Below are 15,439 nucleotides of genomic sequence, written 5' to 3' on the forward strand. Positions count from 1 at the left end.
GAGCAGGCCGGAGCCGCGCCGGTCGGCGCCGCTCACGTCGGCCGTCAAATGCGTGTCATCCCAGCAAGCGAGCCCAGCCCGTGCATCCAGGGATCCAGTGGCAGATCACGTGTGACGTATCGGGTTTCAACCTAACGGGCCGGCAGCAGCTGTGTCACCAGTGCGTCCGCGGTCCACGCCTCCCACCGGGCCGGCTCCCAGCCGCGGCGTGCCGTCAGGAAGTGGTACAGCTCAGGGCTGAGCAACGCGAGCGTGACGTCGATGGCCGTCGCAATGTCCTCCCGTAGCGGAGTCTTGGCGGCCAGCGCGGTGACGAACCGCTCCATGACCACGGCCCGCTGAGCGTTGTTGGTCTCCCACAGCTCGTGGATCTCGGGATCGGCGGTCGCGGCGTGCGCGACGACCTGAAGCACCGGCGCGACCCGTTCGTAGATCTCCCGGGCCAGCCGGGCCTGCTCACGCAACTGAGCCTCCGGGTCCGGCTCGTCGAGCGCAGCCCGCACCCGGGGACGCTCGAGCGTCGGCACCGGCTCGTCGTCGCCGGCGACCGCGACGTCCAGGAGCTCGCTCAGCAATGCCCGCTTGGTGCCGAACGTGAAGTACAGCGACTGCACCGACATCCCTGCCTCGCCGGCGATCGCCTGCATCGACGTCGCGGCGTACCCGCGGCGGGCGAACAGCACCTGAGCCGCCTCCCGCATCCGCTGCCGGTTCGCCTGGGTCTTGTCCGCTCGTCGCGCCATGGAGAGCAGCATAGCAATTGACTAGAGCACAGCTCTAATGGTTCGCTAGTGACTCACTCTAATGAAATGAGGCGTCCATGACCGAGACCCTTCCGGCACCGACCGGCGTGCGCCGCCAGCTGCGCACCACCGCTCGGCTCACCGCATTCGCGGGCGGGCCGATCTTCTGGCTCGGGACAGTGCTCCACCCCGCCCGCGACGGCTGGAGCATCGCGGCGGTCGGCGAGCGCTACGGGCTCACGCACGACATCCAGGCCCTCGGCCTCGGGCTGCAGATCGTCTGCCTCGCAAGCATGATGGCGCTGGGCAACCAGCTGGCCCGGCGCCGGGACCTCCGCGCCTGGTACGCCGCCCTGGCCGGCACCCTGTTCTGGTTCGCGCTGATCATCTTCGACGGCTCGCACAACCCGGTGCGCGCGGAGTACGCGCCGAGCGTGGTGCACCAACCGGCCGATCTCGACACCCCCGCCGCGCTGATCGTGTTCCCAGCGCTCCTCGTCTTCCCGCTGGGCTACGTCTGGCTGGGGCGGATCCTGGCCCGGCACGGTCTGCGGGTGGCGGGTGTATTGCTCGGCGCCGGAGCCACCGCGTACACACTCGGAGGTCTCTTCATCTTCACGTCCGGTCCGCGGTTCGGCCTGATCCAGCTCTTCGAGGTCGCCGGCGCGACGCTGTACGCCGTCGGCTACTTCCTGCTCGGACGGCGGGCATGAGCGCGACCGAGATCCTCCAGGAGCTGCTCTCCCCCGCCGGCCGAGCCGATCCCTTCCCGCTGTACGCCGCGGTGCACCGCCTGGGCCCGGTGCTGCCGGTGACCGACGACGTGTTCCTGGTCGCGGGATACGCCGCGACCGACGAGGTACTGCGGAATCCTGCCTTCGAGATCCCGTCCGAGCCTTCGGACCAGCCCGCGCTGCAGATGATGCAGCGATCGATCCTGCGGGCGAACCCGCCGGATCACGGGCGGATGCGGTCGCTGATCGCGCAGGTCTTCACGCCGCGCCGGGTCGCCACGCTGCGACCGGCGATCGAGGCGGCGGTCGACGGCCTGCTCGACGACCTTCAGGCCGAGGTCGATTTCATGGACCGGTTCGCGTTCCAGCTCCCGGTCACGGTCATCTGCGAGCTGCTCGGCGTACCGCCGGACGACCGGCATCGCTTCCGGCCGCTTGCCTCCGACCTGACGGCCGCGCTGGAGCTCACCGATGCGTCCGACGCCTCCGCCGACGCGGCGGCGCGAGAGCTGGGCGAGTACTTCGCCGGCCGGATCCGCGATCCCAGCGCCGACGGTCTGGTCAGCGCACTGGTCGCTGCCAGGGACGCAGGCGACGGGCGGCTGTCGGACGAGGAACTGCTCGCCAACCTGATCCTGCTGCTGGTGGCAGGCTTCGAGACCACGACGGACCTGCTCGGCAACGGCCTCGCGATCCTGCTCCGGGAGCCGAGCCTCGTACCGGACGAAGCGTTCGTCGAGGAAGTGCTGCGCTACGACTCACCCGTGCAGGTCACGACCCGCACCGCCCGCAACGACGCGGAGATCTCCGGCACCGCCATCCCTGCGGGCGCCGGCCTCGTCCTCCTGCTGGGCGCGGCCAACCGCGACCCCCAGAGATTCCCGCAGCCCGACAGGTTCGACCCGTCGCGCACCGGCAACAAGCCGTTGAGCTTCGGCGCCGGAGCGCACATCTGCCTCGGCAACAGCCTGGCCAGGCTCGAAGCCACGATCGCGTTCAGCCGCCTGCGTGAACGATTCGCAGGCATCACACCGGCCGGCGAACCGGCCCGTCGTGATCGCCTGGTCCTGCGCGGCTACCAGTCCTTGCCGGTGCGCCTGGTCAGAGCGTGAAGGCGGTCGTGTCTTCCTGGAAGGGGCCCATGACGGTCAGGGCGGGAGCGCCCTTGTAGAGGTCGGCGGCGAGTTGGCTGACGTCGTCGAGGGTGACCGAGTCGATCCGGTGCAGGATCTGGTCGACGGTCGGGAGTTCGCCGTAGACCAGTTCGGCCTTGGCGATCCGGGTCATCTTCGCGCCGGTGTCCTCCAGGCCCATCACCACCGAGCCACGCATCTGCCCCTTGCCGCGGAGCAGCTCGTCGGGCGTGATGTTGCCGCGGGCAATCGACTCGAGCTCGCCGCGGATCACGTCCAGGACCTCGGGGGCCTTCTTCGGCAGGCAGCCCGCGTACACGCCGACCATGCCCGAGTCGGCGTACGCCGAACCGAACGAGAACACCGAGTACGCCAGGCCACGCTTCTCCCGCACCTCCTGGAACAGCCGCGACGACATCCCGCCGCCGACGATCCCGTGCAGGACACCGGCGATGTAGCGGCGCTCGTCGCTGCGCACCAGCCCGGGCATCCCGAGCACCAGGTGCGCCTGCTCGACGTCGCGGTGGTGCACCCGCACCCCGCCGTACGTCGGAACGCGCCGGGCGGAACTACGCCGTACGGCGGCGGGCTCGGCCTCGGCGGTCACCCAGTGCCGCTCGAACGCCTTGCGGACCAGGCGGACGACGTCGGCGTGGTCGACGTTGCCGGCCACCGAGACGACGATGTCGGACGGCTTGTAGCGGCGCCGGTACCAGCCCACGACCTGCTGGCGGGACAGCCCGGCGACCGATTCCGGCGTACCGGTGATCGAGCGGCCGAGCGGGGACCTGCCCCACAGCTGCTCGGCGAACAGGTCGTGGATGTGGTCCGACGTCTCGTCGGCGTGCATCGCGATCTCTTCGTCGATGACGTCGCGCTCACTCTCCACGTCCGCGGGCGTCAGCGTCGCGGAAGTGATCATGTCGCAGACCACGTCGACCGCGAGCGGCAGGTCGGAGTCCAGCACCCGCGCGTAGTAGCAGGTGTACTCCTTGCCGGTGAACGCGTTCATCTCGCCGCCGACCGCGTCGATCGCGGCGGAGATCTCCAGCGCGTCGCGGCGCTCGGTGCCCTTGAACAGCAGGTGCTCGAGGAAGTGCGTCGCGCCGGCCAACTGCTCCGGCTCGTCGCGGGAGCCGACCCCGACCCACAGGCCGAAGGTGACCGAGCGGAAGCCCGGCACGGACTGGGACAGCACGCGAAGCCCGGAGGGCAGGACGGTCCGTTTCACGGGACCGCCCGCCTCCGGGCTCAGCAGCGTGCTGGTGATGGCTCGAGTCACTCGGCGGCGGGCTCGGCCTTCTTGTCGCCTTCTTCGCCCTCGATGACCGGGATCAGCGAGAGCTTGCCGCGGTCGTCGATCTCGGCGATCTCGACCTGCAGCTTCTGCCCGACCGACAGCACGTCCTCGACGGCCTCGACGCGCTTGCCACCGGCCAGCGGACGCAGCTTCGAGATGTGCAGCAGGCCGTCCTTGCCCGGCAGCAGGCTGATGAACGCACCGAAGTTGGTCGTCTTCACGACTGTGCCCAGGTAGCGCTCGCCCTTCTCCGGCATGGTCGGGTTCGCGATCGCGTTGATCGCGGCCCGGGCGGCCTCGGCCGACGGGCCGTCGGTCGCGCCGATGTACACGGTGCCGTCGTCCTCGATCGAGATGTCGGCGCCGGTGTCCTCGGTGATCTGGTTGATCATCTTGCCCTTCGGGCCGATGACCTCGCCGATCTTGTCGACCGGGACCTTCACCGAGATGACCCGCGGCGCGAACTCGCTCATCTCACCCGGCGCGTCGATGGCCTTGGCCATCACGTCCAGGATCGTCAGCCGCGCGTCCTTGGCCTGCGTCAGCGCACCCGCGAGGACGCTGGCCGGGATGCCGTCCAGCTTGGTGTCCAGCTGCAGCGCGGTGACGAAGTCCTTGGTGCCGGCGACCTTGAAGTCCATGTCGCCGAACGCGTCCTCGGCGCCGAGGATGTCGGTCAGCGCGACGAACTCCTCCTTGCCGTCGACCTCACCGGAGATCAGGCCCATCGCGATACCGGCGACCGGGGCCTTCAGCGGCACACCGGCGTTCAGCAGCGACAGGGTGGAGGCGCAGACCGAGCCCATCGAGGTGGAACCGTTCGAGCCGAGCGCCTCGGACACCTGACGCAACGCGTACGGGAAGTCCTCGCGCGACGGCAGCACCGGCACCAGGGCCCGCTCGGCCAGCGCGCCGTGACCGATCTCGCGGCGCTTCGGCGAACCCACCCGGCCGGTCTCACCGGTCGAGTACGGCGGGAAGTTGTAGTTGTGCATGTACCGCTTGCGGGTCTCCGGGGACAGCGTGTCCAGCTGCTGCTCCATCCGGAGCATGTTCAGCGTGGTGACACCCATGATCTGGGTCTCGCCGCGCTCGAACAGCGCCGAGCCGTGCACCCGCGGGAGCACGCCGACCTGGGCCTTCAGCGGCCGGATGTCGGTCAGGCCGCGGCCGTCGATGCGGACCTTCTCCTTCAGCACCCGCTGCCGGACCAGCTTCTTGGTCAGCGAGCGGAACGCCGCGGACAGCTCCTTCTCGCGGCCCTCGAAGTCAGCGGCCAGCTTGTCCACCGTGGCGGCCTTGACCGCGTCGGTGGCGTCCTCACGCTCGTGCTTGCCGGCGATCGTCAGCGCCTGCGCCAGCTCCTCGCTCGCGGCCGCCTCGACGGCCGCGAACGCGTCCTCCTGGTAGTCCGGGAAGACCGGGAACTCGCCCGTCGGCTTCGCGGCCCGCGCGGCCAGGTCGGCCTGCGCCTCGACCAGGGTCTTGATGAACCCCTTGGAGGCCTCGAGACCCTCGGCCACGATCTCCTCGGTCGGCGCCTGGGTGCCGGCGGCGACCTTCTCGAAGGTGCCCGGGGTGGACTCGGCCTCGACCATCATGATCGCGACGTCTCCGGACTCGGTCACCCGGCCGGCGACCACCATGTCGAAGACCGCGTCCTCGAGCTCGGTGTGGGTCGGGAACGCCACCCACTGGCCCTCGATCAGCGCGACGCGGACGCCGCCGATCGGGCCGGAGAACGGCAGGCCGGCGAGCTGCGTCGACATCGAGGCCGCGTTGATCGCGAGCACGTCGTACAGCTTGTCCGGGTTCAGCGCCAGGACCGTGATGACGACCTGGATCTCGTTACGCAGGCCGGACACGAACGACGGCCGCAGCGGGCGGTCGATCAGCCGGCAGGTCAGGATGGCCTCTTCCGAGGGCCGGCCCTCGCGGCGGAAGAACGAGCCCGGGATGCGCCCGGCGGCGTACATCCGCTCCTCGACGTCGACCGTCAGCGGGAAGAAGTCGAACTGGTCCTTGGGCTTCTTGCTGGCCGTGGTGGCCGAGAGCACCATCGTGTCGCCGTCGAGGTACGCCGCGGCGGAGCCGGCGGCCTGCTGGGCCAGACGGCCCGTCTCGAAGCGGATGGTGCGAGTGCCGAAGCTGCCGTTGTCCAGCACGGCCTCAGCGAATTCGGCGCCCTCCATGGGCGCGCGTGTGGATCCCGACACGGGATACCCCTCTCTCACAGTGTGACGACTGCGAGGCGCGAGCTTCCGGGGTGCCGGTCTTCGATCGAGGCCCGCGGGTGCCTGTTGTGTGTCACCCGAAAGCCACTACCGAGGACCGGTCGTCCTCCCGCCACGCGCTTCGCGTCGCCTCGTACGTCTTGCTGTTCGGTATTCAGTTGTGCCACGCCGGGGCGTGGATACGCCAGGAGCGGCCACCCAGGTTTCGGGGGGCCGCTCCTCGCGACGTCATCGGCGAAGGCCGAGCCGCTCGATCAGGGACCGGTAGCGGTTGATGTCCTTCTTCGCCAGGTAGTTCAGCAGCCGGCGGCGCTGACCGACGAGCAGCAACAGGCCACGACGGCTGTGGTGGTCGTGCTTGTGCTCCTTCAGGTGCTCGGTCAGGTGGCTGATCCGGTGCGTCAGCAGCGCGACCTGGACCTCGGGGGAACCGGTGTCACCCTCGGTCAGGGCGTACTCACCCATGATCTTCTTCTTCGTAGCAGCGTCAACAGCTGACACAGGCATCCTCTCGATTTCCGTTGCGCGGCGCACCGGGGCATTCTCCACCCGAGCACTCTCGATCCGCGGCCGTTCAGACGGCAGCAGCCAGCGTATCAGTCCGTGGACTGCTCCCCTAATCAGCCCGGATCGGTGCTGAGCAGGCGGCGCGCGCCGTCGACGTCGGCCTTCATCTGGACGAGCAGCTCGTCGATGCTGTCGAAACGGATCTGGGTGCCGCGCAGCCGGGCGACGAAATCGATCGCGACTGCTGCGCCGTACAGCTCCAGGTCGTCGCGGTCGAGCACGTACGACTCCACCCGCCGGTCGACGCCGTCGAAGGTCGGGTTGCTGCCGACGCTGATCGCCGCGGGCAGCGGATCCGGGTACGCCGGGGCGCCCGGCGCCGGCGTGAGCACGGTCAGCCACCCGGCGTACACGCCGTCCTGCGGGACCGCGGCGCCCGGGTCGGCCGGGATGTTCGCGGTCGGGTAGCCGAGTTCACGGCCGCGCTTGTCGCCCTCGACCACGACGCCGGTGACCCGCAGCGGGCGGCCGAGCGCCTCGGCGGCGGCCTCCACGTCGCCGTCGGCGAGCTTCTGCCGCACATACGTCGACGACCACGGTTGCTGGACGCCCGCGAGGCTCAGCCCCTCGACCTGGAAGCCGTACTGCGCTCCTGCCTGGAGGAGCGTGTCGACGTGACCGGCCGCCTTGTGCCCGAACCGGAAGTTCTCACCGACCACGATCGCCTTGGCGCGCAGCGCGGTCACCAGCGTGCGCTCGATGAACTCCTCCGGCGTCCAGTGCGAGACCTCCTTGGTGAACGGGAGGATCAGCACCGCGTCCGCGCCCGCCTCGCCGAGCAGCTCGGCGCGCCGGGCCGGATCGGTGAGCATCAGCGGCGCGCGGTCGGGCCGGAGCACCTGCATCGGGTGCGGGTCGAAGGTCATCGCGACCACCGGCAGGCCGCCCAGCTCGGCCGCCCGCGCGCGGGCGTGCGCGAGCACCTCCTGGTGACCCCGGTGCACGCCGTCGAAGTTGCCGATGGTGACGACCGACGGCCCGAAGTCCGGGCTCACCTCGTCCAATCCGTGCCAGACACGCATGAGAGCAGGATTCCATGCCCCGGGAGGATCGCTTTCATCAGGTCCACGATCACCCCTTGTAATCGGGCAGTGACTCAACTTAGGGTGGGCGGCGCACTGGTGGGCCCTGCTGGGGAGGTCTCGTGAAGCTACGCCGTCTGGTCGCCGCCTGCGCGGCACTCACGCTGGTCGTCGGCCTGCCCGCGGCCGGCGCCACCCAGGCCGCCGCGACGCCGCGGTTCACGAAGTACGTCGCGCTCGGCGACTCGTACACGTCGGCCCCGTTCGTCCCGCTGGCCGACCTGCTGTCGCTCGGCTGCGCCCGCTCGTACAGCAACTACCCGAAGATGCTCGCGGCGGCGCTCGGCGTGTGGCGGTTCACCGACGTGAGCTGCGGCGGCGCCGACACCACGAACATGACCCAGCCGCAGAGCACGGTCCTCGGCACCGCGGCGCCCCAGTTCGACGCGCTGACGCCGGACACCGACCTGGTGACGCTCGGGATCGGCGGCAACGACTTCGGCGTCTTCGGCGACATCATCGGCACCTGCCCCGGGCTGCGGGCCTCGGACCCGGCCGGCGCTCCCTGCAAGGCGCACTTCACGGTCGACGGGGTCGACACGCTGCGGGCGAAGATCACCCAGACGCAGACCCGGATCGCGATCGTCGTCCAGGGCATCCGGGCCCGGGCGCCGCAGGCGACGATCGTGCTGATCGGGTACCCGAAGATCGCGCCGGAGCACGGCACCTGCCCGTCGATCCTGCCGTTCGCCGACGGCGACTACGCCTACCTGTACTCGATCGAGCAGGCGCTGAACGCGGCTGTCGCCGGTGCCGCCGCGGCCGGCGGAGCGACGTACGTCGACACCTTCACGCCGTCCACCGGGCACGACGCGTGCGCGCCGGACGGGCAGGCCTGGATCCAGGGCAAGGACATCAACCTGCTGCGGGCGCTGAACTACCACCCGCGCTACGAAGGCGAGGCCGGGATGGCCTCCCTCACCTACAAGACGCTGACCGGCCAGGCGCCGGTCGTGACCGCAGCCGAGCAGTCCGCCTGGGCGGCCAAGGCCCGTGCCCTGGCGAAGCAGGCCGCTGCCTCCCCTCAGGCCCTCGAGGCCTCCACGAACCGCGTACGGACCAGCGCGCAACGCTGACCCTTTCCAATCCGTACCGCGGACCACGGGCCGGGCCACCTCACGCGTGGCTCGGCCCGGTGGTTTCCTCCAGCAGGTCCCCCAGTGCCCTCCCGAGCGGCAGGTTCACCCTGCAGGTCGCGTATGGGTCGCCGCGGGTCAGGCCCTGGTTGATGATGAGCACCGGCGTACCCGACTTGGCGGCGTGCCGGACGAAGCGGAACCCGGACATCACCGTGAGCGAGGAACCGAGAACCAGGACGGCGTTCGCGTCGTCGATCAGCCGGTAGCAGCGCTCGACGCGGCTCTTCGGGACGTTCTCGCCGAAGAAGACCACGTCGGGTTTCACGGTGCCGCCGCACACCGTGCACGGGACGACGCTGAACGTGCGGACGACGTCCTCGGGCAGCTCGACGTCGCCGTCGGGGTTGATCCGGGTCGCCTCCGCCGTGAACGCCTGGTTGGCCGCCCGGAGGCGGCGGTCGAGGACCTCGCGCGCCGACGTCGTACCGCAGTCCAGGCAGATCACGCGGTCGAGGTTGCCGTGCAGCTCGACGACGTCGCGGGCGCCGGCCGCCTGGTGCAGGCCGTCGACGTTCTGGGTGATGATGCCGCTCAGGTACCCGCGGGCCTGGAGGGCGGCGACGGCGCGGTGCCCGTCGTTCGGCGCGGCGCGGGCGATGGTGCGCCAGCCGAGGTGGCTGCGCGCCCAGTACCGCTGCCGGGCGGCCTCGGTCGCGGTGAAGTCGCCGTACGTCATCGGGGTGTGCGTGCGCAGGCTCCCGGTCTCGCCCCGGTAGTCCGGTATCCCCGACTCGGTCGAGATCCCGGCGCCGCTCAGGACGACGACCCGCCCGGCGGCCACGATGTCCGCGACCGGGCCGACATCCGTCCGGCCCGGCTCCAACGCCAGCACTTCCGGGCCCGGGGCCCACTCCAACGTCGGACGAGAACGCACCTCTCCAGCGTACGGTGCGGAGTCAGTCGACGCGGGGCGGACCGGCCCGGAGCCGGCGCTCGGCGGCCGCGCGGACCTCGGCCGGGTCCATCGACGACCAGTCCGCGTCGATCCACCAGGTCGCACCCGCCTCGGCCCACGGGCGGACCGTGGCGGCCGGATCCGGGTCGTCGGCGGAGGTGGAGCCTTCGGCAACGATCTCGTACCCGTCCATGCCCAGGCCGTGACCGGCACGCTCGCGGCGGATCCACTCGACGCCTTCCCCCAGGAGCGCCGGTGTCCACTCGCCGCGCTCCTGGCCCGGCGCCACGACGTAGTTGGGCAGCCAGCCGTCCTGGAGCGCGGCCCGGCGCATCGACTTCGGCCGCGGCCAAGCCCCGACCACCCAGGTCGGGATCCGCGGCTGCTGGACCGGCGGCGGCGGTGCGGGCGGCATCAGCTCGGCGACCTTCTCCGAGCGGTAGTGCCGGCCGGTGAACTCGAACGGCTGGTCACGCCACAGGTGCTGCAGCATCTCCAGCGACTCGTCCAGCAGCTCCGCCCGGACCTTGCGCCCCGGGTCGTCCTCGAACAGCCAGAACCGCTCGTCGCCGGACACGCCCAACCCGACGGCGAGGATCACCCGGCCGCCGCTCAGGTTGTCGACCGTCGACGTCTGTCCCGCCACGTCCCACGGCTTGCGGCGCGGCAGCGGCGTGAGCATCGTCCCCAGCCTGATCCGCTCCGTCGTCATCGCCGCGGCGCCGAGCATCACCCAGGCGTCGATGCCCCAGATCGACTCCCACACGAAGAACCCGTCCCAGCCGTGCTCCTCGGCAAGCACCGCCAGCTCGGCCGCATCCCGCGCATCGCCGTACGCCATCACGAACCCGTATTTCATGCCACTGCACGCTAACCTGCCGCAACGACAGATTTCGTCGCATGCAGCAGACAGGTGGTGACCTGGCGGGTGGTGAGCAGGTGAGACAGCTTGCGGCCCTGCTCCTCGGACTCGCGCCAGGCCCGGTCGCTCCGGTGCTGCTTCCGCAGCATCTCGTCCACCTGGTCCGCCTTCAGGACCCACTCGGTGGGCGTCGTTCCGTTCGGCGCCTCGGTCAGCGCCCGCAGGGTCAACCCGGCCCCGGCGATCAGGTCCCGCAGGTCGTCCGCCTCCGGGAACTCGTTCCCCTTCGGTACGGCGCTGTGCAACGCGGGATCCGCCACCAGCACCGTCATCCCGAGCGAGCCGCCCGGCCGCAGCACCCGCGCGATCTCGTGCAGCAACGCCCGCTTCTCGTGCACTGTGCAGAGCACCCCGACGCACCAGGCCACGTCGAACTGCCCGTCGCCGAACGGCAGCGCCTCGCCGCGTGCCCGGACCGCGTCCCACCCGAACATCCGCCGCGCCGCGCGGCAGGCCGCCTCCATCGGCTCGACCAGCGCCGCCCGGGCGCCGTACGTCTCCGCGAGCCAGGCGGCCGCTCCGCCCACCCCCGCGCCGACATCGACCAGCGCAGTCTCGGGAGCCACGCCACAGGCCTGAGCCAGCCAGTCGAGCACCGCCGGGTCGCCGCTCCCCCGGCAGCCCGCGACGATCGCGTACTCCGGCCCGAGCTCGTCAACGACGTCAGCGGTCCACTCGGCCACCACGCCGAACTCGGCCGTCAACTCCTCGCCGCTCATACCTCCCGGTACCCAGGAGGATCAGCTGACGAAGACCGCCGTCGGCTTGGCGAGCGGGCCGTGCGGCTCGTACAGGGCGAGGAACGTGCCGTCGGGGGCGAACATCGCGGTCTGACCGGCCTCCAGGTCCAGGCCCGGCAGCGGGCGGCCGGTGCGGATCGCGGCCGACTGTGCCTCGTCCGCGTCGAACCGCGGGAAGGTGCCAGCGGCAACGTCCGCGATCGGCAACCAGTCGAACGACTTCGCCAGCGACTCCAGCGAATGCGCGGCGGCCAGGCCGAACGAGCCGACCCGGGTACGCCGCAGCGCGGTCAGGTGACCGCCGACGCCGAGGTCCGCGCCCAGGTCCCGCGCGAGCGCACGGATGTACGTCCCGCTGGAACAGTCCACCGACACGTCGACGTCGATCCCGTCCGGGCCGACCCGCACGTCCAGCACGTCGTACAGCGAGATGGTCACGGCGCGCGCCTTGAGCGCGACCTCCTCGCCCGCGCGCACCCGCTCGTACGCCCGCTTCCCGTCGACCTTGATCGCGGACACCTTCGACGGCACCTGCGAGATCTCGCCGCGGTACGCCGCGACGGCCGTCGAGATCGCCTCGGCCGTCACGCCGTCGACCGCGGCGGTGGTGAGGATCTCGCCCTCGGCGTCGTCGGTCGTCGTGGTGGCGCCGAGCCGGATCGTCGCGTCGTACGACTTGTCGGCGAGCTGCAGGTGGCCGAGCAGCCGGGTCGCGCGGTTCAGGCCGACGACCAGGACGCCGGTCGCCATCGGGTCCAGCGTGCCGGCGTGACCGACCTTCCGGGTGCCCGCCAGCCGGCGGATCCGGGCGACGACGGTGTGCGAGGTCATCCCGGCCGGCTTGTCGACGACCACGATCCCGTCCGACGCCGCCGTGAACTCAGAGCTCAACGCCGGCCTCAGTCCTGCTCGTCCTCGTCGTCGTCCTTGTGCTTGTACGGGTCGGCGTCACCGGCCGGCTTCGCGCCCGCGGCGGCCTTGGCCACCTCGGCGTCGGCCATCCGGGCCTTCTCGAGCAGCTCCTCGATGTGCCCCGCGGTCTCCGGGACGGCGTCCAGGAAGAACGCCACGCTCGGCGTGTGCCGCAGCCCGAGCGCCTTGCCGACCTCGCTGCGGATCAGGCCGCGCGCCGACTCCAGCGCGGCCGCGGTGTCCGCCCGCGCCTGCTCGTCGCCGTAGACCGTGTAGAAGACGCTGGCCTCGCGCAGGTCGCCGGTCAGCCGGGCGTCCGTCACCGTGACGAATCCCAGCCGCGGGTCCTTGACCCGGCGCTCGAGCAGCTCCGCGACGAGCACCTGGATCCGGTCGGCCAGCTGCTTCGCCCTTGCTTCACCCATCAGGGCTCACTCCCTCATTCATGAACAACGTCCGGAGAGACCGTGGTCTCTCCGGACGCTACTCCTAGGTGACCCAGGGCTGGGTCACCGCCTGCTGTCAGCTGCGCGGCTTCTCGCGGAGCTCGAACGCCTCGACGACGTCACCGATCTTGATGTCGTTGAAGTTGTTGATGGTCAGACCGCACTCGAAGCCCTCACGGACCTCGGACGCGTCGTCCTTGAACCTCTTCAGCGACGACAGCTCGGTGTTGTCGAGGACGACCGAGCCGTCCCGGATCAACCGGACCTTCGCGTTGCGCTTGATCAGGCCGCTGGTCACCCAGCAACCGGCGATGTTGCCCACCTTCGAGGAGCGGAAGATCTCGCGGATCTCCGCCTGGCCGAGGGTGACCTCCTCGTAGATCGGCTTCAGCATGCCCTTCAGCGCGGCCTCGATGTCGTCGATCGCCGAGTAGATGACCGAGTAGTACCGGACATCCACGCCCTCGCGCTCGGCCAGGTCACCGGCCTTGCCGGCCGGCCGCACGTTGAAGCCGATGATGACGGCGTTCGACGCGATGGCCAGGTTGACGTCGTTCTCGTTGATCGCACCGACACCGCGGTCGATGATCCGCAGGTTGACCTCGTCGCCGACCTCGATCCGGACCAGGGCGTCTTCGAGCGCCTCGACCGAACCGGACACGTCGCCCTTGAGGATCAGCAACAGCTCCTGGGCCTCGCCCTTCTCCATCGAGGCCATGAAGTCCTCGAGGGTACGACGGACGCGACGCTTGGCGTTCGCGGCCGCACGGGCACGGGCTTCACGCCGCTCGGCGATCTGCCGGGCCCGGCGGTCGTCGTCGACCACCAGGAACTTGTCACCCGCACCTGGCACGGCGGTCAGACCGAGCACCAGGACCGGACGCGACGGAGTCGCCTCCTCGACGGTGTTGCCGTGCTCGTCGAGCATGGCCCGGACCCGGCCGTACGCCGGACCGACCACCATCGAGTCGCCGACCCGGAGCGTGCCGCGCTGCACCAGCACGGTCGCCACCGGACCACGGCCCTTGTCGAGGTTCGCCTCGATCGCGATGCCCTCGGCGTGCATGTGCGGGTTGGCCCGCAGGTCCAGCGCCGCGTCCGCGGTCAGCACGACGCCCTCGAGCAGGCCGTCGATGTTGATCCGGGACTTGGCCGAGACGTCGACGAACATCGTGTCGCCGCCGTACTCCTCGGGAACCAGGCCGTACTCGGTCAGCTGACCACGCACCTTGGTCGGGTCCGCCGCCGGGACGTCGATCTTGTTCACCGCGACCACGATCGGGACACCCGCCGCACGGGCGTGGTTCAGCGCCTCGATCGTCTGCGGCATCACGCCGTCGTCGGCCGCGACCACCAGGATGACGATGTCGGTGGCCTGCGCACCACGGGCACGCATGGCGGTGAACGCCTCGTGACCCGGGGTGTCGACGAAAGTGATCGCCCGCTCCTGGCCGTCGACCTCGGTGGTCACCTGGTACGCACCGATGTGCTGGGTGATACCGCCGGCCTCGTCGGCCACGACGTTCGCCATCCGGATCGCGTCCAGCAGCTTGGTCTTACCGTGGTCGACGTGACCCATCACGGTCACCACCGGCGGCCGCGGAGCCAGGTCGCCCTCGTCGCCCTCGTCGTTGCCGAACTCGATGTCGAAGGACTGCAGCAGCTCGCGGTCCTCGTCCTCCGGCGACACGATCTGGACGTCGTAGTTCAGCTCGGTGCCGAGCAGCTCGAGCGTCTCCTCGTTCACCGACTGGGTCGCGGTCACCATCTCACCGAGGTGGAACAGCACCTGGACCAGCGACGCCGGGTCGACGCCGACCTTCTCGGCGAAGTCCGTCAGGGACGCGCCGCGAGGCAGCTTCACGACCTCGCCGTCACCGTGCTTGACGCGCACGCCGCCGACGGCCGGAGCCTGCATGTTGTCGAATTCCTGGCGCTTGGCCCGCTTCGACTTGCGGCCACGCCGCGCCGGACCGCCCGGACGCCCGAAGGCACCCTGCGTCCCGCCACGGCCGCGGTTGCCCGGACCCGGACGGCCACCGCCGCCACCGGGCGGGCCGCTGGGGCCGCCGCCACCGGGACGGAAACCGCCGCCACCGCCGCCGCCACCGCTGCGCGGACCGGCACCCGGACCGCCGCCGGGACGACCGCGGCCGCCACCGCCGGGACCGCCGGAGCCGCCACCGGGACGACCGGTGAACGTGCCGGCCGAGGACTTCGGCATCATCGCCGGGTTCGGACGCGGGGCGCCCGGCACACCACCCGAACGCGGACGGTCGCTGCCGCCGCGCTCGCCGCCACGCTCACCGCCGCGACCCTGCGGCGGACGCGGAGCCATCCCGGCCGGGCTCGGAGCGCCCTGCCGGTCGCCGCCGCCACCACCCGGGCCGGGGCGCGGTCCACCGCGCTGCATGCCCTGGGTCGAGCTGAACGGGTTGTTGCCCGGACGCGGAGCACCCGGACGCGGGCCGCCGCCACCCTGGCCGCCCGGACGGGGCGCACCGGGACGCGGGGCACCCGGACGGGGCGCACCCGGACGCGGACCGGCACCCGGACCGCCCGAACCACCCGGACGCGGGCCGGAACCCTGGC

Annotated in this window: 14 protein-coding genes; 3 read left to right on the forward strand and 11 right to left on the reverse strand. The window is 71.0% G+C overall.

The genetic code is table 11. From position 1 onward, the window contains the following. Window positions 1-131: 131 nt before the first annotated feature. Window positions 132-743 (reverse strand): TetR/AcrR family transcriptional regulator, encoded by a 612-nt coding sequence (locus ACWEOO_RS39875; RefSeq protein ID WP_452147478.1) that lies wholly within the window; start codon window positions 741-743, stop codon window positions 132-134. Between the two features lie 77 nt (window positions 744-820). On the opposite strand from ACWEOO_RS39875, the gene ACWEOO_RS39880 reads away from it, so the two are divergent. Both ACWEOO_RS39880 and ACWEOO_RS39885 read left to right on the forward strand, forming a co-directional pair. Continuing rightward, the gene (locus ACWEOO_RS39880) at window positions 821-1,456 is read left to right on the forward strand and encodes a hypothetical protein (protein ID WP_452147479.1); all 636 of its coding nucleotides are present in this window, start codon (window positions 821-823) and stop codon (window positions 1,454-1,456) included. Beyond that, entirely contained in the window at window positions 1,453-2,589 is a 1,137-nt protein-coding gene (locus ACWEOO_RS39885) for a cytochrome P450 (RefSeq protein WP_452147480.1), read from the forward strand. The genes ACWEOO_RS39880 and ACWEOO_RS39885 overlap by 4 nt, the downstream gene beginning before the upstream one ends. Here the strand turns inward: ACWEOO_RS39885 and ACWEOO_RS39890 are convergent. The 4 genes from ACWEOO_RS39890 to ACWEOO_RS39905 all read right to left on the reverse strand — a co-directional run bounded on the left by ACWEOO_RS39890 (window position 2,579) and on the right by ACWEOO_RS39905 (window position 7,733). Next, a complete protein-coding gene (locus ACWEOO_RS39890) occupies window positions 2,579-3,892 on the reverse strand; it encodes a M16 family metallopeptidase (protein ID WP_452147481.1) in 1,314 nt (437 codons plus the stop codon). The two genes, ACWEOO_RS39885 and ACWEOO_RS39890, sit on opposite strands and share 11 nt — an antisense overlap. Further along, window positions 3,889-6,102 (reverse strand): polyribonucleotide nucleotidyltransferase, encoded by a 2,214-nt coding sequence (locus ACWEOO_RS39895; protein WP_452147482.1) that lies wholly within the window; start codon window positions 6,100-6,102, stop codon window positions 3,889-3,891. The genes ACWEOO_RS39890 and ACWEOO_RS39895 overlap by 4 nt, the downstream gene beginning before the upstream one ends. Window positions 6,103-6,372: 270 nt before the next feature. Then, window positions 6,373-6,651, reverse strand: a complete 279-nt coding sequence (gene rpsO, locus ACWEOO_RS39900; protein WP_344200893.1) for a 30S ribosomal protein S15 — start codon at window positions 6,649-6,651, stop codon at window positions 6,373-6,375. A gap of 113 nt (window positions 6,652-6,764) precedes the next feature. Further along, window positions 6,765-7,733 carry a bifunctional riboflavin kinase/FAD synthetase gene (locus ACWEOO_RS39905; RefSeq protein ID WP_452147483.1) on the reverse strand — a complete coding sequence of 323 codons (969 nt, stop codon included), beginning with the start codon at window positions 7,731-7,733 and terminating at the stop codon, window positions 6,765-6,767. A 122-nt stretch (window positions 7,734-7,855) separates the two neighbouring features. On the opposite strand from ACWEOO_RS39905, the gene ACWEOO_RS39910 reads away from it, so the two are divergent. Next, a complete protein-coding gene (locus ACWEOO_RS39910; protein WP_452147484.1) occupies window positions 7,856-8,869 on the forward strand; it encodes an SGNH/GDSL hydrolase family protein in 1,014 nt (337 codons plus the stop codon). Between the two features lie 40 nt (window positions 8,870-8,909). Here ACWEOO_RS39910 and ACWEOO_RS39915 read toward each other — a convergent pair whose 3' ends face one another. From ACWEOO_RS39915 to infB, 6 genes are all read right to left on the reverse strand, one after another. Then, entirely contained in the window at window positions 8,910-9,806 is an 897-nt protein-coding gene (locus ACWEOO_RS39915; RefSeq protein ID WP_363710665.1) for an NAD-dependent protein deacetylase, read from the reverse strand. A gap of 22 nt (window positions 9,807-9,828) precedes the next feature. Then, window positions 9,829-10,686: an LLM class flavin-dependent oxidoreductase gene (locus ACWEOO_RS39920; RefSeq protein ID WP_452147485.1), complete on the reverse strand. Its 858-nt coding sequence runs from the start codon at window positions 10,684-10,686 to the stop codon at window positions 9,829-9,831. An 11-nt stretch (window positions 10,687-10,697) separates the two neighbouring features. After that, window positions 10,698-11,468, reverse strand: coding sequence for a class I SAM-dependent methyltransferase (locus tag ACWEOO_RS39925; protein ID WP_452147486.1), 771 nt, complete (start codon window positions 11,466-11,468; stop codon window positions 10,698-10,700). Window positions 11,469-11,489: 21 nt separating this feature from the next. Next, a complete protein-coding gene (gene truB, locus ACWEOO_RS39930) occupies window positions 11,490-12,380 on the reverse strand; it encodes a tRNA pseudouridine(55) synthase TruB (protein ID WP_452147487.1) in 891 nt (296 codons plus the stop codon). An 8-nt stretch (window positions 12,381-12,388) separates the two neighbouring features. Next, window positions 12,389-12,826, reverse strand: a complete 438-nt coding sequence (gene rbfA, locus ACWEOO_RS39935) for a 30S ribosome-binding factor RbfA (RefSeq protein ID WP_452147488.1) — start codon at window positions 12,824-12,826, stop codon at window positions 12,389-12,391. A gap of 97 nt (window positions 12,827-12,923) precedes the next feature. After that, window positions 12,924-15,439 (reverse strand): translation initiation factor IF-2 (gene infB / locus ACWEOO_RS39940; protein ID WP_452147489.1); only part of this gene is annotated, 2,516 nt, incomplete at its 5' end.

Source organism: Kribbella sp. NPDC004138, from assembly GCF_053603655.1.

What these genes read in the sequence shown, in the direction of transcription:
- ACWEOO_RS39875 (WP_452147478.1), bottom strand. Translation starts at nt 743, where the DNA reads ATGGCGCGACGAGCGGACAAGACCCAGGCGAACCGGCAGCGGATGCGG.
- ACWEOO_RS39880 (WP_452147479.1), top strand. Translation starts at nt 821, where the DNA reads ATGACCGAGACCCTTCCGGCACCGACCGGCGTGCGCCGCCAGCTGCGC.
- ACWEOO_RS39885 (WP_452147480.1), top strand. Translation starts at nt 1,453, where the DNA reads ATGAGCGCGACCGAGATCCTCCAGGAGCTGCTCTCCCCCGCCGGCCGA.
- ACWEOO_RS39895 (WP_452147482.1), bottom strand. Translation starts at nt 6,102, where the DNA reads ATGGAGGGCGCCGAATTCGCTGAGGCCGTGCTGGACAACGGCAGCTTC.
- rpsO (WP_344200893.1), bottom strand. Translation starts at nt 6,651, where the DNA reads ATGCCTGTGTCAGCTGTTGACGCTGCTACGAAGAAGAAGATCATGGGT.
- ACWEOO_RS39905 (WP_452147483.1), bottom strand. Translation starts at nt 7,733, where the DNA reads ATGCGTGTCTGGCACGGATTGGACGAGGTGAGCCCGGACTTCGGGCCG.
- ACWEOO_RS39920 (WP_452147485.1), bottom strand. Translation starts at nt 10,686, where the DNA reads ATGAAATACGGGTTCGTGATGGCGTACGGCGATGCGCGGGATGCGGCC.
- ACWEOO_RS39925 (WP_452147486.1), bottom strand. Translation starts at nt 11,468, where the DNA reads ATGAGCGGCGAGGAGTTGACGGCCGAGTTCGGCGTGGTGGCCGAGTGG.
- rbfA (WP_452147488.1), bottom strand. Translation starts at nt 12,826, where the DNA reads ATGGGTGAAGCAAGGGCGAAGCAGCTGGCCGACCGGATCCAGGTGCTC.